Genomic DNA, 20,210 nt, shown 5'->3' on the forward strand with positions numbered 1-20,210 from the left:
TACTTTGTTATCCATTATAAATAATGCTTTTTAAGTAATGATTTCATAATAAGCGCCTCATATTAGCTGCTCACTCAGCCGCACTCAAGCATATATGGTCAACAAAGTATTTGTATTCTATTAAGCTTAGAAAGCCTATGAGCTATTGTGTAAAACAGGCACAATCATTAAAAGCTTTTAATTAACACAATAAAAACAAATCAATTACCTTTAAACAAAAATGCAGCAAATAGTCCGTAAAATAGCAGTAATTACTAAGCAAACCATGCTATAAACTAGTGTTAACAACTAATTTTTGATATAACGTCCTCATTAGACGAACACGTCATACCACTTTTAAGAGAACACACTATGCCTTACGCACATATCACTGGTTGGGGTAAATGCATTCCACCAGCAAGCATCAGCAACGACGAAATAAGTGAAATTGTAGATACAACCGATGAGTGGATCACCACACGCACAGGTATCAAGGCACGAAGAGTTAGCCATGTAAGTACTGCTGAACTTGCTAGTGTGGCTGCAAAACATGCCATTGCTTGTGCTGGCGTAGATGCAAAAGATATCGATTTAGTTATTTTAGCAACGTGCACCCCCTCAACAGTAGTTGCAAACACCGCCTCATTAGTACAAAAAAATATTGGTGCCACAGGCGCTGCAGCCATGGACACCAACGCGGCATGTTCTGGTTTCTTATATGCTTTACAAGCTGCGACAGCGCAAATTCAAGCTGGCATGATCAAAAAAGCCGTCGTTATCGCGGCTGAGCGCATGACGTGGTATGTAAACTGGGCACGACGCGACAGCGCAGTATTATTTGGTGATGGTGCCGGTGCCGTTGTGCTTGAAGCAGCAGAAACACCTGCAGGCTTATTAGGGACTAAAACCGGTTGTGACAGCGAAGATCGTGATATTTTACACATTACTAATTTTGGCAGTGATTTAAATAAATATGAGCCAATTGGTCCATCAGACCTTTTATTTGAAGGCCGTGAAATATTTAAACGTGCCGTTAAAGGCATGAGTGAAGCCTGTGACGACGTGCTTGAACAAGCCAATCTTAAGTTAGACGATATCGATGTACTAGTTCCGCATCAAGCCAATCTACGCATTATTCAAGCTATTCAAAATCGCTTAAAAGTGGATGACGAAAAAGTAATGGTCAATATTGGTGAATATGGCAACACCTCTGCTGCCACCATTGCAATTGCATTGTGTGAAGCCGTTGAGCAAGGCTTAATTAAACCGCATGCAAATATTATGTCGGCGGCATTTGGAGCTGGCCTTACTTGGGCGGCAAGCTATATAAAATGGGGCGAGCGAGTAACGCCTATTGCACTTAGTGATGCTAAGCTTCCACCGTGTAATAAAACGGGTTTAGAGCTTGTTGCACCGGCTGTAAAAGCGTGTAAAGACGCAGAGCCTAGCTAAAAGCTAATATACAACCATGCACATGTATTGATAAACAGCGCACTGCTTTTAGTGCGCTTTTTGCTTTTTAAGGAAAATATATGCAACTACTAGGCATTCATCATGTAGCCATCATTTGTAGCAACTATCCACGCTCTAAACATTTTTATAGTGAAATATTAAAACTCACGATTATTAATGAGCATTATCGTGCACAGCGTCAGTCTTACAAACTCGATTTAGCTTTACCTGATGGAAGTCAGTTAGAATTATTTTCGTTTAATGATGCGCCAAGTAGACCAAGCTACCCCGAAGCTCAAGGACTTAGACATTTAGCATTTAAAGTTGGGTGTATTAATACTGCTAAACATTATTTAGAGTCACACAATGTCATCGTCGAAAATATTAGAGAAGATGAAATAACCGGCAAAAAATTCACCTTTTTTGCCGATCCAGATGGCTTACCCCTTGAGTTATATGCACTTTAACATCTAATAACTCAAGGTATATTTAATTTAGTTAAATCGATTTTGTAGGTAAGTAAATACTGCACGAATACCCAGTGCCTCACCACCAGCTGGACGCCCAGGTAATGCACGTAAATTCCATGCCATTACGTCAAAGTGAACCCATGGTGTATTTGGCTCTATAAACTCTTTCAAATAAAGCGCAGCGGTTATTGCGCCACCAAATGGCGTACTTGCACAGTTAGCCATATCAGCCACATCGCTTTTCAAAAATGGTTTGTATTGCTCGAATAACGGCAATTGCCAAACAGGGTCGTTAACTTGCATGCCCGAGTCCATAATGGCATTTGCTACAGCGCGATCCGTTGAGAAAAAACCTGGTAACTCTGTACCTAAAGCAACGCGGCACGCACCGGTTAATGTAGCAAAATCTATGATTAATTCAGGATCATCGTTTTGTGCTTCGCTTAAAGCATCACACAGTACTAATCGCCCTTCTGCATCGGTATTGTCTATTTCGACCATAATACCTTTACGGGTTTTTACTACATCGCCAGGGCGAAATGCATTACGCGAAACAGCATTTTCAACCGCAGGCACTAAAACACGAAGGCGGATTGGTAAGTTAGCGGCCATAATTAGCTGAGCCAGGGCAATAACATGCGCGGCCCCACCCATGTCTTTTTTCATGTTGCGCATGCCTGAACTGGGCTTTAAATCAAGTCCACCGGAATCAAAACACACGCCTTTACCGACTAACGTAATTTGTGGCGCATCGACTGCCCCCCATTTCAAGTCAAGTAATCGTGGTTTATTTTCACTCGCGCGCCCTACCATGTGAATAGTTGGGTAATTTTGCTCTAATAACTCATCACCTATCCACTGCGAAAATTCACCGTCGAATGTATCTGCTAGGTCACTCATGACTTGTGATAAGTGCTGCGGCATCATATCGGCAGCTGGGGTATTAACTAAATCGCGTGCTAAATTAATGGCATCCGCTTGTTGTTTTACTTGTTCATATAATGTTTTATCAGCAATACCAAGCTGAGCTTTAGCGGTGGCTTTTTGTTTGTATTCACTAAACTCATAACCACCTAACACAAAGCCTAAAGCAAGTTGAGCAACTAAAGACTCATCACCTTGAATTTGATAACAACCCGCAGGTAATTTACTGGCAAGCTCGCCAGCAGCCCAAAAATCATCAGCGCTTTGCATTACACAAAATACCTGACTTAGCTCACCCGTTTCTGGATTTGGTACTAGTGCGAGTCCTGATTTTTCAAAATCTGTGTTTGCTAGCCAGCGCTGTACAAAACTCGGTTGCTGCGTAAGCCAATCGGTTAGTTCGTTTTTAACGATAAATGATAGAGGAATTCCTGAAGAGGTATGACGAAGTAAAGCACTCATTAAATGACTCACATAATAGAAAATGATGCCTTAGCATAACAATAAGCACTATTAAAAGGTATAGCTAATTATGTTCTGCTAGCTTACTTCTTCTTTGAGGGCGTTGAGTCTTGCTCTTGGTTTTGTTGAGCAATTTCTTGATCAATTTCTTTAATCGGCTTATTCATACTAAAAGAACTCGGCAATACATCAACCCCTACTAACTGCCCTAGTTTAACAACCAGTGGAATAGTTAATGGTGCAAACGGTAATAACGCAAAAACGCCTAGCCCTAGTCCTTTTAATATATCAACAAACTGCTCGTTGGCGCGTTTTAGTTCTGCTTTATTTGTTTGCCCTTGGGTATAACGCCTATAAATTATTAGCATTTCTTTGGTTTCTTGCCTTTCTTGGGCAAGCGCAATTTTAAGCGCGACCATAGCACGACGAAAGCGTAGTTGTTGTCGCTTTTTACTTATTTTCGCAACCCGCCAGGGCGCACGATGGATAACTTTATATAATCGCATAGCCTGTATTCTCACACAGCGCTTTCAGTTCACAAAGAATAATTTACACGCTTTATTCAATCATTTATTCTTAATGTTCATTTTCCTCAGTTTTAATTAAAAACATGCAAAAAAACATACCCAACACTAAACCCGAAAGGCCAAAATCTGATGAGTGCTGCGGCGGCGGTAGTTGCTGTCCATGTGTATGGGATGAGTACAAAGAAAAACTTGCACAGTGGAAAAAACATCATGGTGAAAATATCAATAGCAAGTCAGTTTAATTCAATAATAGAAAGTAGCTAAAATAGCTTATTTAGTTAATAACTATATATATCAATGCCTGCTTTTTCCCCCTTTCCCTGCCCTACTTATGATTAACTATGCATTATTTTTAGATAAATCATTTGGTTCAACTTGTTAAATAGTGATTAACCACCCATTACCCTCTTTAGTTTTTTATCTATAGTCTATTTCGAGGACTCACAGGAGGTGCGCTTAGTTTATTAAGCTTTTGAAACATCTCCATACGGAATTAATGGTGGCTTTTACTACGCTAAAGCAACCTATACTTTCTAATATGTGTTAATGATACTCAAAGGCGAAATGTGTGGTGCATTTCGCCTTTTTATTGGCCTCAAATAATAATCTTACTCTCGCTTATTTTGCTGTTTTAGGGTTATAGTTAATAAAAAGAATATTGTTTGGATTATGTTACTAAAAAAAGCGGATCATTTATTAGCACAAAACAAGCTTAGAGAAGCTGAGTTTCATTACAAAACGCTTTTACAAGCAGAGCCTGATAATGGTGATGCTCTGTTTGGCCTAGGTAAGGTGGCGCTGCGTTTAGAACAATTTGATGCCGCTGTCTATATACTACAACGAGCGTGTCAGCACCTCCCTTATTTACTAGAACCTTTGTATGCACTAAGTGATGCATTTAATGCGGTTAACTCCCCTGAAAATGCGCAAAAAGTACTCGAGTACGCAACCAGTATTGCCGCAGACAACCCAGATACCCATTATTATTTAGCTCAGCACTATTTAACCTTTGGCGAGCTCGATAAAGCACAGTCAACGCTTGAGGAAGCATTAAAGCTTGGAATAGCACCGGTTACGGCTTATGTTTTATTTGAATTGGTACAATTAGGACGTTTTAATAAAGCAAATAATTACATCGTTCAATTACACCATTTTTTAACTCAAACAAATAACCTACGCTTAAAAATGGTCTGCAACTATGCTTTAGCTAAAAGTTACGACAAGTTAGACGATACTGATCAAGCGTTTAACTATTTTGTGATTGCCAATCAGCAACAACACAAACTCAGTGAATTTAAAACTGAAGATTTAATTGGGTTTTATGATCAACTTATTGAATATAATAATGAAAGTGTGCTCAATTTTGCAAACCTAAATAAGCAGTATCCTGTTACGCCCGTGTTTATTATTGGTATGCCACGAAGCGGCTCAACCTTACTGGAGCAGATGTTAGCAGGACACAGTCAATGGGCAACGCTTGGAGAAGACACCAGTATTAGTAATAAGATAGTCGCTTTTTTAGAACAAAAAAAAGGGTTACGCTACCCTCAATGCTTAACTAAGCTAACAACGCCTTTAATTAACCAAGCCAGAGCCATGTATTTAGATACCTTAAGTTCTTCTGGGAGCAATTGCGCATTTGTGATCAATAAACTGCCTAGCAATTACCAAAACTTAGGGTTAATTTATATTTTATTCCCAGATGCTAAGTTTATTAACCTGAGTCGAAACTTTCATGCAACCGCATTTTCAGTGTTTACTAATTACTTTGCTGAAAACGAACCCTATTTTTGTGATTTAAATGAATTTACTTTGTACCATCAGCTTTATGAAAAATTGATGAGCCATTGGCAGCAATTTAACCGCTTAGCTATTTATAATTTAAGTTATGAGCAGTTAATTGAAAACCCTAAAGATCAATTAACCGCACTATTGAGTTTTACTGGCTGTGAATTTGAACAGACTTGTTTAGACTTTTACAAAAATAAAAGCGCCGTTACAACGCTCAGTAAACATGCGATTAGGCAGCCTGTAAATAACAAAAGCCTTGATAAATGGCAGCGTTATGAAGCCCCTTTACTTAGTCTGCTCTCGTTGCCTCAAACCAATTAAGCACATCCATAAACTGTTCTTGGCGTGCCTGTGGATGGGTAAGCATATTAATATGGTCGTAATCTACTTTGTGCCCAAAGCGGCGGCCATATATTTGCATTTTTTGCACCCCAGTACCTGACTCATCAATAAACTTTTGAATATCGATAGGCTGTGCCAATGCTTTATCTTTTACTGCCGCAATATGTAACGTTGGAGGAAGCGTGAGATTTGCTAATGTTTTAGCGTAATCAAAGCCATCATCACTGTCTATCCACGGATTTTTCTTAGCCCACTGCATACTTTGATAATGCGACTTTTGAGTTTCATCATCACTGCCCCACTTTAAGCGTTTTGCTGGTAAATAACCGTGTTTTTTCGCCAATATTGGCGCCATAAAATACCAAATTAAATTAGCCTGAAATAACTTTTTAGGGTGGTTATTAAATAGCGAACGCTTTGAACCAAAATAGGCACACGCTTTTACATCGTTTATCAACTCTGGAAAGCGAGCAAACACGCTATTAAGCAACACCCCACCCCAAGAATGAGCAACTAAAAAGTCAGGTTTTTTACTCTCTAACTGTTCAATTTTTTTAATAAATGCCGGAATATCTTCAACAATCGCCTCAGTTTGTCCATACCGTGCTTGCTTACAAATAGCTGGTTTACTTTCACCACGCCCGCGTAAATCAGCTACGTAGCAACAATACCCGTGTTCAGCTAAAAAAGGCGCTAACCCTTTATTGCTATGAGTGTAAAATATTTTGCCATTTTCTACCGCACCATGAATCAATAGCACCACAGGCCCACTTGGCTTCTGGTTGGCGATACGGCGCAAATGCAGTGTTTGATGGTCACCTAATTTAATAAAAACAGACTCTTGAGTAACTGCCAAAGCGAATTCCTTATAATTGTTAACAACTCATCCTACCAGCAATACCTGGTAAGCCAAAGGGAAAATTATGCACTTTTTCTGTCTGTATTTGTTACTATTGGCTTTTATTCCTGTTGTTAAAAAAGCCTCATGAAAGCAAAATCAACTCGTTCTAAATTACATCCACGCAATCAACACAAAAATGGTTACGATTTTAATTTGCTTACCTCGCAAACCCCTTCGTTAACTGCTTTTTTAATTACGACGCCAGCAGGCAATCAAAGTATTGATTTTAGTAATAACTTAGCTGTAAAAACCTTAAATCAGGCGCTATTAAAAAGCCATTACAACATTAACTTTTGGGACATTCCTGAGCACAACTTATGCCCACCTATTCCAGGTAGAGTAGATTATATTCATTACTTAGCTGACTTACTCAGCGAAGATAATCAGCAGGTTATTCCCACTGGCCGACAAATTAAAGTGCTTGATATAGGCACTGGCGCTAACTTAGTTTACCCGCTAACGGGCAATAGCGAATACCAATGGCACTTTACTGGCAGCGACATCGATTTAGCAGCAATAAAAATAGCCAAGCAGCTCGCTCAGTTTAATGATTTAAAAATAACGCTTAAACAACAAAAAAATCCCGAGCATATTTTTAAAGGGGTGGTTAATGCGAAAGATTTGTATCATTTAACGATGTGTAACCCGCCATTTCACGCCAGTGCAGAAGAAGCCAATAAAGGCAGTGAACGTAAATGGAAAAACTTAGGCAAAGCGCCTTCGCAAGCACTTAATTTTGGCGGACAAAGTAATGAGCTGTGGTGTGAAGGTGGTGAGCTGGCCTTTATTTCTACTATGATCAAAGAAAGCAGGGATCACAGTGACCAAGTAATTTGGTTTACCTCGTTGGTTTCTAAAAAAGAAACTCTAGCAGCCTTAGAAGCACAGCTAAAACAACAGCCTATTAGTGAATTTAAAATTGTTGAAATGGCACAAGGACAAAAAGTCAGTCGCTTTATTGCATGGAGCTATTTTGATAAAGCCACCCGAGAACAAATTTGTGAAGAATACATATAACAACCATATGGAGCACTCATGATAGATTTTCGCTCAAACACAGTGACCAAGCCTTGCAATAAAATGCGAGATATTATGTATCACGCCCCAGTTGGCGATGATGTATACGGCGATGATGAAAGCGTTAACCAATTAGAAGCCTATGCTATGTCCAAGATGCACTTTTTTGTAGCTCAGGCACACAAGCAAACCTACTTGCATTAATGGCGCATTGTGAGCGTGGTGATGAGTATATTTGTGGGCAAACTGCTCATAACTACAAGTTTGAGGGCGGTGGCGCTGCCGTTATAGGCTCTATTCAATCACAGCCTATTGAAAATGAAGCCGATGATAGCCACTTTGCGAAAACGCGATTACTGAGCCTTGAAAACACCATAGGTGGCAAAGTACTGGGTATTGATTATTTAATTAAAGCACGTGAATTTGTTGATCAACATAACTTAGCACTGCATTTAGATGGCGCGCGAGCATTTAATGTCGCAGCCGAGCTTAACCTTGACATTAAAGAAATCACCAAACATTTTGATTCAATCTCTATTTATTTATCGAAAGGCTTAGGTGCGCCAGTTGACCCATTATTAGGTTCTGAGCAGTTAATCGCTAAAGCAAGACGCTGGCGAAAAGTGCTTGGCGGCGGTATGCGCCAAGCGGGTATATTAGCTGCTGCGGGGCAATATGCTTTAGAAAATAACACTCAACGTTTAGTCGATGACCACGCTAATGCACGTTATTTAGCAAAGCAGTTAAATAAAATTTCAGGCCTTGAAGTAAATATGAGTAATACCACAAACATGGTTTACGCTACGTTTGATAACAGCATAAACATCACAAAACTAGCAGCAAATTTAAAAGCACAGGACATTGTGTTTAGCCCATGGCTAGCGCATTTTAATCCCAGATTCTAACAGGGTTGAGCGATAATCATCGTCTAGCCCTGCCATTTTCTTTTTTCTCGCCATACTGGCTGTTTTAGTTGTATCTTGTTTAAATAACGCCATGGCTATTTTTCTCATTACGTTAAAAACAAGGGGTCCTTGCTTCTTACGGATTCTTGATTCATCTTCCCTAAAGTTCATATCCAACATCCAATGCATACTTTCAACCTGCCAGTGGCTTCGTACCGCATTAAGAGCTTGCTCCGCACCTAACGCTAACGAACTAATATACCAACGCGTTTCTATCGTGTCTGTACCTGATGATTTATCGTGAACCTCAGCGGTTACTTGAATAACACTCTTTAAGCCAGACCATTGGTAGATTTTATCTAACCAGCTTTTATCAATAAGCAATTGCTGACAAACCCTTGTTTCAATGCGCCCATGCCCTGAGCTTATTTCGGTATGTTTATCATAGTTGCTATTGGTCAATCCTTCGCGCTCACTCTTGTGCCACCAAGCTTCTAATTCACTCTGCATACCTGAATGGTTACCTTTGAGCGCTAGGATATAATCAGCTTTTTGTTTAATTATTTGTTTCGCTATTTCTTGCTGGCAGCCCATAGCATCAAGTGTAATGATGCTATTTTCAATATCTAGCATGGTGAGTAACTCAGGTATGGCTGTGATTTCATTTGTTTTGCTATCAACGGCTGTTTGCCCTAAAACTAACTGGTGTTGGCAGCTCCATGCACTGACGGTATGTAAAGCACTTTTTCTATCTTTGGTTGTAAATGAACGACGTGCAGTTTTTCCATCCATAGCAATAATATCAGCACCCGTGGTTTCAATAAGTGAAGATATCCAAGATTGAAATGCATGCTCTATTTCATCTGATTTTAACCGACAAATGACACGGGCTATGGTGTCGTGTCTTGGAATACCCGCGTTGAAAGCGCCATATCTTTTTAACCAATCAAGTTTTAGATGCCCAAAGTCTTCAATATCCTCCCATCCTTGTGCACCGGAGATTACTGCACTAATGGCTAAAAGGAGAATATCGATAAGCTCATGCTTTTTACAGCGTTCAATGCGAGGATCGGTAATTGAATTAAAGTGTTTCAGAAAAGTAGCGCTCATATTTTACGTGACCAAGGTGATTATTATGCCTTGATCTGATCACTACATATTCTATAAGTTCAATTTATAATGATCTTGCCGTGGTGTTTAGCCCAAGTAAGCAACTTAGGCTAGTAACCCATTTAGGTATTACTAAAGCGGATATAGATACCTTTATTAAAGCCTTAACGGCCCATATTTAACGCCGCTTTGTAATGCTTGCGGCACACCGATTCATAACGATCGTTGCCGCCAATTTCAACTTGATTACCATCGGCAATAGCCTCGCCATTTTCATCGGTACGTAATACGTGATTTGCTTTGCGCCCACAATGACACACCGTTTTAAGCTCAATTAGCTTATCAGCCCAAGCAAGTAAATACTGTGACCCTATAAACAGCTCCCCTCTAAAGTCGTTACGCAATCCGTAACACAATACGGGTATACCTAACTCATCAACCACATCGGTTAACTGCATAACTTGATCTTTAGATAAAAACTGACATTCATCCACCAGCACACAATGACGTTTTTTATCTGCATTAAGAGTTTGAATTAGCTCAAATACATCTTTATCTGCATCATAAATATGCGCATCTGCTTGCAAGCCAATACGTGAGGATACTTTGCCCACTCCTGCTCTATCGTCAATGGCAGCCGTGAGGATCACCGGCTCCATACCGCGCTCTTTATAATTAAACGCTGATTGTAATAAAGTGGTTGATTTACCTGCATTCATTGCAGAGTAGTAAAAGTATAATTGCGCCATGGCCGTGCCTTCAAATAAAAAGTGCGCTTATGCTACCCTAAAGTGCAGAGAATACAAATTTGGAAACGCTATTTTATTTATTTTGCTTCATGCTCTAGTAACCATTGCTTACGCTCTAGGCCACCAGCATAACCAGTTAGCTTTTTATTTGCACCAATGATGCGGTGACACGGCACAATAATGCTGATTGGGTTTTTGCCATTTGCAGCCCCCACCGCCCTCACTGCTTTAGGATTATTTAATTGTATGGCAATATCTTTATAGGTTGCCACTTTAGCAAACGGTACGCTTTGTAATGCCTGCCATACGCTTTGCTGAAATGGCGTGCCGCCAGTATCAAGCTCTAAATCAAACTCAGTACGCGTATGAGCAAAGTACTCATTAAGCTGCGCCACACAAGATAAAACATGCGAATTAGTTACCTTATTTAAAGGCGTACTGATATAACTGGTCGGTGGATAAAACCCCACATAACTAATACCGTTTTCAGTTGCCTGAATAATAATATCGTCAATCGGGCTGGGTAAACTGGTTTGCACTATCATAATTGCTGCCAAAGTTGAAAAGTTAAGTAAGATCGAAATGGTGCACAGTTCGCAGATTCAAAAGAGCTTGCTGCCGCTTGTGCCTTTTTAACGCCTAAATCGCCATTGAGTAAAATATCGGGCTGGCTTTGGCCGCGTAACTTTGCATAATTAACCGTCCATGGGCCAATCCCTTTTAAACTAAGCCATTGATCTAAGTCATCACAATCGGGATTAACGGCACAAAATTCAGCGAGGTTATGCAGGGCATTTTTACGCGCCCGTGGCATTTTAAAGAACGCAAAATCACAGTTTGCTAACACTTCAGGCTCTGGAAAATAGACCTGTTGGTGTTGCTTTTCACCAAGCTGTGTTACTAAATTAGTCACTAGGTTGTGCGCCGCAGTTACACTCACCTGCTGACCTAACACAGCACGAATACCTGCTTCAAAGCTTGACCAAATACCCGGTAGCCTTAAGCCTTTCGTAAGTGGAAATGCATTATTAATGTGTTCGCTTAAATGTGCCTCGATTAGATTTATATCAGCATCTAAATCAAGTACACGGCGAATGTTGTTAATAACTGGCTGTAAATATTGCGTATTATCTATATCAATTTGCACCCGAAAATGATGTTTATCTGCAACAAACTCAGCATCAAAGCGCCCTCTACACGATTTATAAGTAAAAGTACGCCCATAACTGGTTGGCGTTAACCACTCTATTGGCTCTATTACTCGCTTTGCTAAAAACCCATGCAATGCCCGCCAGTTATACGGCGGACGAAAAGGCAAAATTAAGGTGAGCCCAATATTAGTTGGGTGCCTGGCGGTTCTGAGCGCTGAGGGCGCAATATTAAGTTGTTTTAAAAAAGCATCATTAAAACGCCGAACACTTTTAAAGCCTGAGGCAAATGCTATTTCGGTAAGCGATAAGCTGGTTTCTTGAATTAATTTTTTTGCAAAATGACATTGGTTAAATAATCGATATTGCGTGATAGAAATGCCGAAATATTGAGAAAATAATCGCCTTAAATAACGGCTGCTTATTCCTAAACGCGTAGCGAGCTTTTCGCAGTCGTGCTGATTATCATGATCAATTAATTGCTTGGCTCGTAGAGCCGTTGTTTTTGTTCCCTGCCAAGCCGCACTTCCTGGTGCACTATCGGGCCGACAACGAATACAAGGCCTAAACCCTGCTTGCGCTGCAGAGTGCGCAAACTGATAATAGGTTACATTTTTTTCATGCGCAGTGGGCGCGGGGCAAATTGGCCGACAATAAATACCTGTGGTTTTTACCGCTACATAAAAAAGCCCATCAAAACGCGCATCGCGGCTCTGACGCGCTTTTTGCCAATGCTGATTAACCATAAATTGCTCTTATAAGTTATGTAGCGCTTAGCTTAACAAAAACTAGGTATATTACTGGCCATATTCGGTACTAATCTTTGTTTGCAAAATCAATCAATGCCTGACCCGTTAAACGATATATAATCCATTCATTTTGTGGCTCAGCGCCCATGCTATTATAAAAATCAATCGCGGGTTTATTCCAATCAAGTACCACCCATTCAAAGCGACCACAGTCTTTATTGATTGCTCTGTTTGCCAGTTCTTTCATAATGGCTTTACCAGCCCCATTTCCGCGGCTATCTGGGCTCACGTATAAATCTTCTAGGTAGAGGCCATTTTTACCTAACCAAGTCGAGTAGTTGTAAAAATATACAGCAAAACCAATTGGCTCATCATCTTGTAAACATATTAAACTGTGTGCCGTTGCGCCTTCACAAAACAAGGTGTTTAAAATGGCTTGCTCATCGGTTTTAACTGCATCAGGTTCTTTTTCGTAAATAGCAAGCTCATTGATAAAGTGTAGAATTGTTTTTGCATCACTTGGCTTTGCATCGCGAATTTCTATTGCTGTGTTCATTGTTATTGACCTTTAAAAAACTACTTTTATGCCTGGCAAGCATTTAATTTAATATAAAAAGTGCTTAACTAATTATAATAATTTAAGTTATTAATACATTTATTTATACCCTAGCATATCGTTTTACATTCAATGAGTAACGTTCATGAGCTTATTTCAATTTAGCCATTAGGGCATTAAAAAAACAAATTAAAACAATGCTTTTATATATGGCAAAAAGTTGTCATTATGAGTACACAGTAAAGCAATGAGGAAGTTTAACTAAGATGGGTCATGGTCATTCACACAGTCACGTTGATGATAACCAAAGTGATAAACAGCTCACTCTTGCCGTATTTATAAATGTTTTACTGACTGCAGTGCAAGTTGTTGGCGGCGTATTTTCTGGCAGCCTTTCATTAATTGCCGATGCATTACATAACCTAAGTGATGCGGCCTCAATTTTTATCGCCCTCGTTGCTCGAAAAATTGGCAATAAGCAGGCTGATACAACCCACCATTTTGGCTACAAACGCGCTGAAATATTAGCCACACTTTTTAACAGTACAACCTTAATTGTGATTGGCTGTTATTTAGTTTTTGAAGCAATTAGCGGGTATGTAAACCCTCAACCTATCAATGGCTGGATCATTGTGTGGGTTGCTGCAGTAGCGCTATTCATTGATTTAGTCACTGCATTATTAACCTTTAAAGCCGGCGCTAAAAACAACATGAATATAAAGGCGGCGTTTATTCATAATGTGTCTGATGCCATGGCCTCTATTGTGGTTATTATTGCGGGTACTTTAATTATTTTATACCAGTGGTATGTAGTTGATTTAATAGCGACTATATTGATATCAATGTATGTTATTTATCACGGCGTATTATTACTTAAAGCCAGCTGCAGCATTTTAATGCAGGCAGCCCCCATTGGTTTTGACCAGCAACTTATCAGCAAAAAATTACTACAACAGTTTGCTATTACGCAAATAAAATCAATAAAAGCGTGGCAACTGGACGATACTACCACTCACTGTGAAATTGTGATGCAAACAGATACCCCTATTGAGCTTAATGCCATAAAACACTATTTACATGATGAATTTGCAATTGAACACTGCGTAATTGAGTGTTGTTCATCTTAGTTTGATTATACAAAGTGCTTTGTAATTAAAGCTGATCGCATCCTTATTTTTATGCCTTGTGCAACATAATGCAGAAGACCTGCTAACAATAATCCACTATCGGTACGAGTAAAACCTCTATTTTTAACACAACGCTATTTTTAATCTCTATTACCCCCTCTTATTAAATGCAAATAACAACAATTATCATTAACCTTGCGTTTACTTTAAATTACTCTTAATATTGCGCCCATCATTAATACAACTAAAACCATTCAAACGAAGGACCCGCATGTTTAAAACATCTCTGAGCTTAATAGCATTAATAGTCAGTGGCGCCAGTATTGCAGACGAATCAACGACCCAAAGAAATTTAAATCAAACAGAAATGGAGCACGTTATTGTTTCGGGTAGTCGTGTTTTTGAAAGTATTGATGAGGTTCCTGCTTCCATAACTATTATTAGTCAAAAACAAATAGAAGCGCATTTAAAAGTTAATCCAGAATTACAAAGCCTTTTAGCACAAATGGTTCCCGGCCTTGCTCCAGATACTGGAAGCTCAAGTAATTCAGGACAAACTTTACGCGGGCGGGCCCCACTGATCATGATTGATGGCGTGCCACAGTCAACACCATTGCGTAACGGATCATTAGGGGTGAAAACCTTAGATCCAAGCGCAATAGGTCGAATAGAGGTCATTAAAGGGGCAACGTCGATTTATGGTAACGGCGCATCAGGCGGAATTATTAACTATATTACCAAACAAGCACAAAGCGATGGGCAAACCCAAGGTAAAATAAGCTTATCGAGTCGTTTTAGTGCGGTAAAACTTGAAGAAAGCGCAGGCGCAAGGGTATCTGCAGCATTTAATGGTCGTGCAGATAAATTTAGCTACTTAGTAACTGCAAGTTACGAAGAAAACGGTGTACAACGCGATTCGCAGGGCGATATTCTCGGTTTACAATATGGTTTATCTGATGCCGTTACACAAAATTACTTCACTAAACTTGGCTATGACTTTGATGATGAAAAGCAACTCCAATTTAGTTATAACTACTTCAGCTCACAACAAAAAACCGACTTAGGCGATGTTGTTGGTGATATGAGCCTAGGAGAAAAAACCTACGCGATTCATGTGCCGTCAGAATTACAAAAGCAAGGTAAACCACAAGGGCCAGAAGGCAACAAAAATATAACCTTAAAATACACTGACTACGCACTGCTTGAAAACACACAAATGACGTTAGACCTCTATACGCAAGATATAGAAAATGTGTTTTTCTTTTCTCCAAACCTTGCCAATCCTGATGAGAATTATCAAGGTGGTCAATCCGTTATAAGTTCAGAAAAAAAAGGCGCCAGAGCAACTTTTAATACCCAGGTTGACTTTGACTCAGTTGAAGCATCATTTATTTACGGAATTGATGCGTTAAATGATGTGACTGCACAACCGCTAGTTGATGGCCGGGTTTGGGTGCCAGAAATGGACATGAAAAGTGTCGCGGGCTTTTTACAAACTAAGTGGGTCATCGCTAATGACTTAATAATAAAGGCCGGTGTACGCAAAGAAAATATTGACCTTAGTGTAGACGATTATCGCACGCTCAAATTATGTAAAACGGCCACGCAATGCTCTGTACCAATTAACGTAAAAGGCGACACGGTTGATTACAATGCTACAACCTATAACGTGGGTATTAAATACAATCTAGATGAAAAATTCAGCCCCTTTTTAAACTACTCACAGGGATCTGATATATCAGATATTGGCCGCCTACTTCGCTCTGCCACAGTAAATGATATAGGCCTTATTCAAACACAAGCTTCAATTATCGATAATTATGAAATTGGTTTTAATTCTCAATTCGATGCAGTTCGTTTAGAAGTCGCAGCATATCGAAGCACCTCTGAGCTTGGTACTACAAACAAATTTAATGAAGTAACCGGTGTTTATGAACCGGTTAGAGCACCTCAAGAAATTTGGGGTTATGAAGCCTTAGTAGACTACACCATAAATCCATCTCTTAAATTACTGGCAACGTATAGTTATGTAGAAGGTAAAAATACTGAAGCAGATATATATTTGGGCTCTAAGCAAATCAGCCCACCAAAAGCTACAGCCAACCTTAACTGGCAACCTACGAATACCCTGTCACTAACATTAAGTTACTTGTATGTGGGAGATAGAAAACGCTTTGAGCCTAATGATAATGGTAAATATGTTGGCGATCAGGGGCCTGTCGATAACTACACTGTGTTTAATTTAAGTGGTCAGTATCAGTTTGCAGATAGTTGGCAAGGTTTTATCGGGGTAGAAAACTTATTTAACCAAGATTACTTCCCTGCCCGTGCACAATCTTACACCTATGGTGGATACAACATTAAAGGTTTAGGTACCACGGCCACAGTGGGTGTTACTTATCAATTTTAATCACTTACGCGTTCATACTTTTACAGTATGAACGCGCTTATACCCTCAACTAACTTGCTGATCTAAAATACAAATAACAACCTGTCCATTTATCAACCAGCAATGCAAACTTAAACGAGAATCAAACTCAATATTAACCATATGATTTATAAGTAAATTACTTGCAATTCTGTGCCTATATACTAGACTAGCCACAATTAGAATTTTTAGGATAAGCGCTATGAAAGGTAATCAAAAAGTAATCGACGCCTTCAATACATTGTTAGCTAACGAATTAGCTGCTATTGACCAGTATTTTATTCATTCTCGTATGTACGACGATTGGGGCCTAAACAAACTTTATGAGCGTCTTAACCATGAAATGGAAGAAGAAAAAGACCACGCTGACTGGCTAATCAAGCGTATTCTTTTTTTAGAAGGCGTACCAAACATGACTAAACGTCGTGATCTGTTAATTGGTGACGATGTAAAAAGCATGATGCAAAACGACTTAACCTTAGAACTTGAAGTGGTTGAGTGTGTTAAAGAGGTTATTGCTATCTGTGAACAACAGCAAGATTATCAATCTCGTGAAATTTTAGAAAAGCTATTATTTGATACCGAAGAAGATCACGTTTACTGGTTAGAGCAACAACTGGGTCTGATTGACAAAATTGGCACTCAAAACTATCACCAAGCTCAAATGGGCGAATAAGGACTTATATTATGAAAGGCGATAAAGACGTTATTGCAGCACTAAATAAAGTACTTGCTAATGAGCTTGTGGGTATTAACCAATACTTTTTACATGCACGCATGTTTAAAGATTTTGGTTTTAGTAAACTAGACAAAGCTGATTACAAAGTATCGATACAAAAAATGAAAAACGCCGATCGTTTAATTGAGCGTATTTTATTTTTAGAAGGCCTGCCTAACCTTCAAGACTTAGGACGCTTACGCATTGGTGAAAACAGCGAAGAAATGATTGCCGCTAACATGAGCTTTGAACTTGATACAGTAGACGAGCTTCGTGCTGCCATTAAACTAGCTGAAAGTAAAAAAGATTACATTAGCCGTGAAGCGCTCGACAACATTTTAAATGAGCAAGAAGAACAAATTGATTGGCTAGAAACACAGCAACTACTGATTAAAAATACTGGGCTTGAAAACTACTTACAATCGCAACTGTAAATTAAAGTTATAAATACAAAAAAAGCAGCTAAAGCTGCTTTTTTTATGTTTAATTTTTAAATGTTAAACCAATTCGTTTAGATAGGGGCAATTATATAGACTACTATTAAGCCACTTGATCGGTGATATCTGCTATTTGAATCAGTTTACGATTGAGGATCTTTTTAGTACAGCAACAACACTTACCGCATTGGCTGCCCACTTTAAGCTCTTTAGTTAGCTCGCGCATGGTAGTAGCACCATCGTCGATGGTTTGCTCAATTTTTTTATCGGTCACACCGTGACAAAGACAAACATACATGAATACAAACAACTCTCAATTTCATTTAGTGGGTTTATATTAATCTAAACGAAAATAGTTATCAATTGGTTTTTGATCAAAAATTAAATTTTATTTTTTAATCTTGATCAGTGCCACTTAAATTGAGATTTATTAACTAAAATCTCACCTTGAACTTAGGTAGGATTAAGTAAATAGTTGGATGATTAAAATGAATTACATTAAGCCTGTTGGGTGGCGCCTTAGGCTTAACCAACCTATAGGTCGAATAAGTGGCGAAGCCACTCTATACCGACTATCACTGAGTGCCATAAGCAGACATTGGTAACGCCCACCACAGCCTCTTGTTAGGCATTCGTGATAACAAACTCGTGGTAGCCTTCTGTTTCAGGAGGGTCAACTTTATCAACACGCAAACATTTAATTTAGCAAACAAACTATTCCAAAATAGTGTCCATTTTATACCTATTTCCTTATCTGTGGTCCGGCATTAGCTTTCATTAAAGGATGAAGATTCGCCAGTAGTTATCTTTAAAAAATATCATGTTATAAACGAAACTACTCAAAAATAACAACAAAATAAATTTTAAGAATGGATTGAAAAAACGCCAATACGCTAATAGCCATACGGATAAAACTTCACGTCAAACAAAGAAACCCGACTGACTGCTTATCGCCAAACAGCCGAGGTTCGGCTCAGTGCCAATTTCAATCATGCGGTATAACTCGTTTCTGCCTAAAACGCTTTAGGGTAAATACTTTATAGGTGCCTTTGAGCTAATTTATACGTTCACTTATTATAGAAAAGCAGTAGTTTTGTGTCACAATACAACCATTAAGCTAAAAGCTTATTACCATCATGGAGTGGTTAACTATCCCTGACGGATGAGTGCCATAGGATAGTTATTAAATCAGCTATATGCTTATTTAGTTGCTGTTGTTGGTAACTTTGTTGAGAAAAGCCCAGCCAGTGCAATAAATACAAACGATATCGCTAAACAAGCCGCTAATCCGTATAGCTGGAAAATCCAGCCTGACAATACTGTACCAATCAAACGCCCCATCGCATTAGCCATATAGTAAAAGCCAACATCGAGAGAAACACCGTCGGCATCGGCCATGCTAACAATCAAATAACTGTGCAGCGATGAATTAATAGCGAACAGTACACCAAACAACATTAAACCAGCAATGAGCACTGTTTTTACTTGCCAATTAAAATACAGGGATAAGGCTATACCTAATGTAACCAGTGCCAGTAAACTCGCCCATTTGGTTGTTTCTATAGCAGGCGAAAACCCTTCTTTGAGATTCATTACCTTAGGTGCGATAGATTGTACGAAACCGTAACCAATCACCCATAGTGCCAAGAAGCCGCCTACCGTCCAATGATCCCAATTAAAGGCTTGCGACAAAAATACGGGCAGTGCAACCACAAACCAGACATCACGGGCACCAAATAAGAATAGTCGTGCAGCCGACAAAAGGTTAATTGAACGACTTTTTGAGAATATATCGGTGAACTTAGGTTTGCTCTTCGCTTTTCCTAAATCACTTTTTAAAGCGTAAAGGCTGTAACACCATACAAGTGCTAAACCACCCGTCATCAGCAGCATTGCACCTTTAAACGATAATAAGGTTAACAGTAAACCACCTAAGAAAAAGCCCACACCTTTTAAAGCATTTTTAGAGCCTGTTAATATTGCCACCCATTTGAAAAGCGTGCCTTCTTGCCCACCGGTAACCAACGACTTGATAGCACTTTTAGCACTCATTTTATTTAAGTCTTTGGCAATACCAGAAAGCGCTTGGGCAATCATCACATATACAACTGTTAACCATTCAGAGGGAACAGCTAGCATGAGCAAGGCAACAATTTGAATAGCCAAACCAATGTTCATGGTTTTATTTAGCCCTAAACGAGCACCTAAGAAGCCGCCAATCAAGTTGGTTACAACGCCAAAGATTTCATAAAACAAAAACAGCATAGCAATACTAAGCGGGCTATAACCTAACGCATGGAAATGAAGCACTACTAACATACGTAGTGCGCCATCCGTTAAGGTAAATGCCCAATAATTGCCTGTGACCACGAGGTATTGTTTAATATCGTCTGATAATGATGCCAAGCGCTTCATAGT

19 protein-coding genes and 2 pseudogenes are annotated in these 20,210 nt (G+C 39.3%); 11 read left to right on the forward strand and 10 right to left on the reverse strand.

From position 1 onward, the window contains the following. The first annotated feature begins 351 nt into the window (after nucleotides 1-351). Together CWC30_RS09395 and gloA2 are read left to right on the forward strand one after the other, a co-directional pair. Nucleotides 352-1,431: a ketoacyl-ACP synthase III gene (locus tag CWC30_RS09395; protein WP_036983864.1), complete on the forward strand. Its 1,080-nt coding sequence runs from the start codon at nucleotides 352-354 to the stop codon at nucleotides 1,429-1,431. Between the two features lie 80 nt (nucleotides 1,432-1,511). After that, a complete protein-coding gene (gene gloA2 / locus CWC30_RS09400; RefSeq protein WP_008464296.1) occupies nucleotides 1,512-1,898 on the forward strand; it encodes an SMU1112c/YaeR family gloxylase I-like metalloprotein in 387 nt (128 codons plus the stop codon). A gap of 27 nt (nucleotides 1,899-1,925) precedes the next feature. On the opposite strand, the gene CWC30_RS09405 is transcribed toward gloA2, so the two are convergent. Both CWC30_RS09405 and CWC30_RS09410 read right to left on the reverse strand, forming a co-directional pair. Next, nucleotides 1,926-3,287 carry a leucyl aminopeptidase family protein gene (locus CWC30_RS09405; protein ID WP_036983863.1) on the reverse strand — a complete coding sequence of 454 codons (1,362 nt, stop codon included), beginning with the start codon at nucleotides 3,285-3,287 and terminating at the stop codon, nucleotides 1,926-1,928. An 83-nt stretch (nucleotides 3,288-3,370) separates the two neighbouring features. Beyond that, entirely contained in the window at nucleotides 3,371-3,793 is a 423-nt protein-coding gene (locus CWC30_RS09410) for a hypothetical protein (RefSeq protein ID WP_013463120.1), read from the reverse strand. 104 nt (nucleotides 3,794-3,897) lie between these two features. Here CWC30_RS09410 and CWC30_RS09415 point away from each other — a divergent pair, with 104 nt between their 5' ends. Both CWC30_RS09415 and CWC30_RS09420 read left to right on the forward strand, forming a co-directional pair. After that, nucleotides 3,898-4,056 (forward strand): oxidoreductase-like domain-containing protein, encoded by a 159-nt coding sequence (locus tag CWC30_RS09415; RefSeq protein ID WP_076921669.1) that lies wholly within the window; start codon nucleotides 3,898-3,900, stop codon nucleotides 4,054-4,056. 427 nt (nucleotides 4,057-4,483) lie between these two features. Then, entirely contained in the window at nucleotides 4,484-5,926 is a 1,443-nt protein-coding gene (locus CWC30_RS09420) for a tetratricopeptide repeat-containing sulfotransferase family protein (RefSeq protein ID WP_138626954.1), read from the forward strand. On the opposite strand, the gene CWC30_RS09425 is transcribed toward CWC30_RS09420, so the two are convergent. After that, the gene (locus tag CWC30_RS09425) at nucleotides 5,895-6,803 is read right to left on the reverse strand and encodes an alpha/beta fold hydrolase (RefSeq protein ID WP_036983859.1); all 909 of its coding nucleotides are present in this window, start codon (nucleotides 6,801-6,803) and stop codon (nucleotides 5,895-5,897) included. The genes CWC30_RS09420 and CWC30_RS09425 overlap by 32 nt on opposite strands. A 129-nt stretch (nucleotides 6,804-6,932) precedes the next feature. Between CWC30_RS09425 and rlmF the strand changes: the two genes are divergently transcribed. Both rlmF and ltaE read left to right on the forward strand, forming a co-directional pair. Beyond that, nucleotides 6,933-7,865 (forward strand): 23S rRNA (adenine(1618)-N(6))-methyltransferase RlmF, encoded by a 933-nt coding sequence (rlmF, locus tag CWC30_RS09430; RefSeq protein ID WP_138626955.1) that lies wholly within the window; start codon nucleotides 6,933-6,935, stop codon nucleotides 7,863-7,865. Nucleotides 7,866-7,883: 18 nt separating this feature from the next. After that, a pseudogene (gene ltaE, locus CWC30_RS09435) lies at nucleotides 7,884-8,740 on the forward strand (low-specificity L-threonine aldolase); the annotation flags it as partial. Nucleotides 8,741-8,743: 3 nt separating this feature from the next. Here the strand turns inward: ltaE and CWC30_RS09440 are convergent. After that, entirely contained in the window at nucleotides 8,744-9,880 is a 1,137-nt protein-coding gene (locus CWC30_RS09440; protein WP_024602346.1) for an ISAs1 family transposase, read from the reverse strand. Between the two features lie 80 nt (nucleotides 9,881-9,960). On the opposite strand from CWC30_RS09440, the pseudogene CWC30_RS19125 reads away from it, so the two are divergent. Next, nucleotides 9,961-10,062, forward strand: a pseudogene (locus CWC30_RS19125) (low-specificity L-threonine aldolase); the annotation flags it as partial. Here CWC30_RS19125 and CWC30_RS09450 read toward each other — a convergent pair. The 4 genes from CWC30_RS09450 to CWC30_RS09465 form a co-directional block, all read right to left on the reverse strand. Then, a complete protein-coding gene (locus CWC30_RS09450; RefSeq protein WP_036983857.1) occupies nucleotides 10,045-10,629 on the reverse strand; it encodes a thymidine kinase in 585 nt (194 codons plus the stop codon). The pseudogene CWC30_RS19125 and the gene CWC30_RS09450 overlap by 18 nt on opposite strands. A 77-nt stretch (nucleotides 10,630-10,706) precedes the next feature. After that, nucleotides 10,707-11,174 carry a methylated-DNA--[protein]-cysteine S-methyltransferase gene (locus tag CWC30_RS09455; RefSeq protein ID WP_138626956.1) on the reverse strand — a complete coding sequence of 156 codons (468 nt, stop codon included), beginning with the start codon at nucleotides 11,172-11,174 and terminating at the stop codon, nucleotides 10,707-10,709. Beyond that, the gene (locus tag CWC30_RS09460) at nucleotides 11,171-12,523 is read right to left on the reverse strand and encodes a DNA-3-methyladenine glycosylase 2 family protein (protein ID WP_138626957.1); all 1,353 of its coding nucleotides are present in this window, start codon (nucleotides 12,521-12,523) and stop codon (nucleotides 11,171-11,173) included. The genes CWC30_RS09455 and CWC30_RS09460 overlap by 4 nt, the downstream gene beginning before the upstream one ends. A gap of 70 nt (nucleotides 12,524-12,593) precedes the next feature. After that, on the reverse strand, nucleotides 12,594-13,082 hold the full coding sequence (locus tag CWC30_RS09465; protein ID WP_016899173.1) for a GNAT family N-acetyltransferase: 489 nt from the start codon (nucleotides 13,080-13,082) through the stop codon (nucleotides 12,594-12,596). 266 nt (nucleotides 13,083-13,348) lie between these two features. Here CWC30_RS09465 and CWC30_RS09470 point away from each other — a divergent pair, with 266 nt between their 5' ends. The 4 genes from CWC30_RS09470 (at nucleotide 13,349) to bfr (CWC30_RS09485) (ending at nucleotide 17,789) form a co-directional block, all read left to right on the forward strand. Continuing rightward, nucleotides 13,349-14,209 (forward strand): cation diffusion facilitator family transporter, encoded by an 861-nt coding sequence (locus CWC30_RS09470; RefSeq protein WP_138626958.1) that lies wholly within the window; start codon nucleotides 13,349-13,351, stop codon nucleotides 14,207-14,209. Between the two features lie 271 nt (nucleotides 14,210-14,480). Then, complete coding sequence (locus CWC30_RS09475) at nucleotides 14,481-16,619, forward strand: TonB-dependent receptor (protein ID WP_138626959.1); 2,139 nt, start codon at nucleotides 14,481-14,483, stop codon at nucleotides 16,617-16,619. Between the two features lie 220 nt (nucleotides 16,620-16,839). Next, nucleotides 16,840-17,313 (forward strand): bacterioferritin, encoded by a 474-nt coding sequence (gene bfr, locus CWC30_RS09480; RefSeq protein WP_013463107.1) that lies wholly within the window; start codon nucleotides 16,840-16,842, stop codon nucleotides 17,311-17,313. Between the two features lie 11 nt (nucleotides 17,314-17,324). Next, nucleotides 17,325-17,789 (forward strand): bacterioferritin, encoded by a 465-nt coding sequence (gene bfr, locus CWC30_RS09485; RefSeq protein ID WP_008112262.1) that lies wholly within the window; start codon nucleotides 17,325-17,327, stop codon nucleotides 17,787-17,789. Between the two features lie 106 nt (nucleotides 17,790-17,895). Here the strand turns inward: bfr (CWC30_RS09485) and CWC30_RS09490 are convergent, their stop codons facing one another. Both CWC30_RS09490 and arsJ read right to left on the reverse strand, forming a co-directional pair. After that, nucleotides 17,896-18,090, reverse strand: a complete 195-nt coding sequence (locus CWC30_RS09490) for a (2Fe-2S)-binding protein (protein WP_010389142.1) — start codon at nucleotides 18,088-18,090, stop codon at nucleotides 17,896-17,898. 902 nt (nucleotides 18,091-18,992) lie between these two features. Next, complete coding sequence (gene arsJ / locus CWC30_RS09500) at nucleotides 18,993-20,207, reverse strand: organoarsenical effux MFS transporter ArsJ (RefSeq protein WP_138626960.1); 1,215 nt, start codon at nucleotides 20,205-20,207, stop codon at nucleotides 18,993-18,995. Nucleotides 20,208-20,210 lie beyond the last annotated feature (3 nt).

Source organism: Pseudoalteromonas sp. S4741 (genome assembly GCF_005886135.1).
GTDB classification, from domain to species: Bacteria; Pseudomonadota; Gammaproteobacteria; order Enterobacterales; family Alteromonadaceae; genus Pseudoalteromonas; species Pseudoalteromonas tetraodonis.

Coding starts and splice junctions, on each gene's coding strand:
- CWC30_RS09395 (WP_036983864.1), top strand. CDS start 352: ATGCCTTACGCACATATCACTGGTTGGGGTAAATGCATTCCACCAGCA.
- gloA2 (WP_008464296.1), top strand. CDS start 1,512: ATGCAACTACTAGGCATTCATCATGTAGCCATCATTTGTAGCAACTAT.
- CWC30_RS09405 (WP_036983863.1), bottom strand. CDS start 3,287: ATGAGTGCTTTACTTCGTCATACCTCTTCAGGAATTCCTCTATCATTT.
- CWC30_RS09410 (WP_013463120.1), bottom strand. CDS start 3,793: ATGCGATTATATAAAGTTATCCATCGTGCGCCCTGGCGGGTTGCGAAA.
- CWC30_RS09415 (WP_076921669.1), top strand. CDS start 3,898: ATGCAAAAAAACATACCCAACACTAAACCCGAAAGGCCAAAATCTGAT.
- CWC30_RS09420 (WP_138626954.1), top strand. CDS start 4,484: ATGTTACTAAAAAAAGCGGATCATTTATTAGCACAAAACAAGCTTAGA.
- rlmF (WP_138626955.1), top strand. CDS start 6,933: ATGAAAGCAAAATCAACTCGTTCTAAATTACATCCACGCAATCAACAC.
- CWC30_RS09440 (WP_024602346.1), bottom strand. CDS start 9,880: ATGAGCGCTACTTTTCTGAAACACTTTAATTCAATTACCGATCCTCGC.
- CWC30_RS09450 (WP_036983857.1), bottom strand. CDS start 10,629: ATGGCGCAATTATACTTTTACTACTCTGCAATGAATGCAGGTAAATCA.
- CWC30_RS09455 (WP_138626956.1), bottom strand. CDS start 11,174: ATGATAGTGCAAACCAGTTTACCCAGCCCGATTGACGATATTATTATT.
- CWC30_RS09460 (WP_138626957.1), bottom strand. CDS start 12,523: ATGGTTAATCAGCATTGGCAAAAAGCGCGTCAGAGCCGCGATGCGCGT.
- CWC30_RS09465 (WP_016899173.1), bottom strand. CDS start 13,082: ATGAACACAGCAATAGAAATTCGCGATGCAAAGCCAAGTGATGCAAAA.
- CWC30_RS09470 (WP_138626958.1), top strand. CDS start 13,349: ATGGGTCATGGTCATTCACACAGTCACGTTGATGATAACCAAAGTGAT.
- CWC30_RS09475 (WP_138626959.1), top strand. CDS start 14,481: ATGTTTAAAACATCTCTGAGCTTAATAGCATTAATAGTCAGTGGCGCC.
- bfr (WP_013463107.1), top strand. CDS start 16,840: ATGAAAGGTAATCAAAAAGTAATCGACGCCTTCAATACATTGTTAGCT.
- bfr (WP_008112262.1), top strand. CDS start 17,325: ATGAAAGGCGATAAAGACGTTATTGCAGCACTAAATAAAGTACTTGCT.
- CWC30_RS09490 (WP_010389142.1), bottom strand. CDS start 18,090: ATGTATGTTTGTCTTTGTCACGGTGTGACCGATAAAAAAATTGAGCAA.
- arsJ (WP_138626960.1), bottom strand. CDS start 20,207: ATGAAGCGCTTGGCATCATTATCAGACGATATTAAACAATACCTCGTG.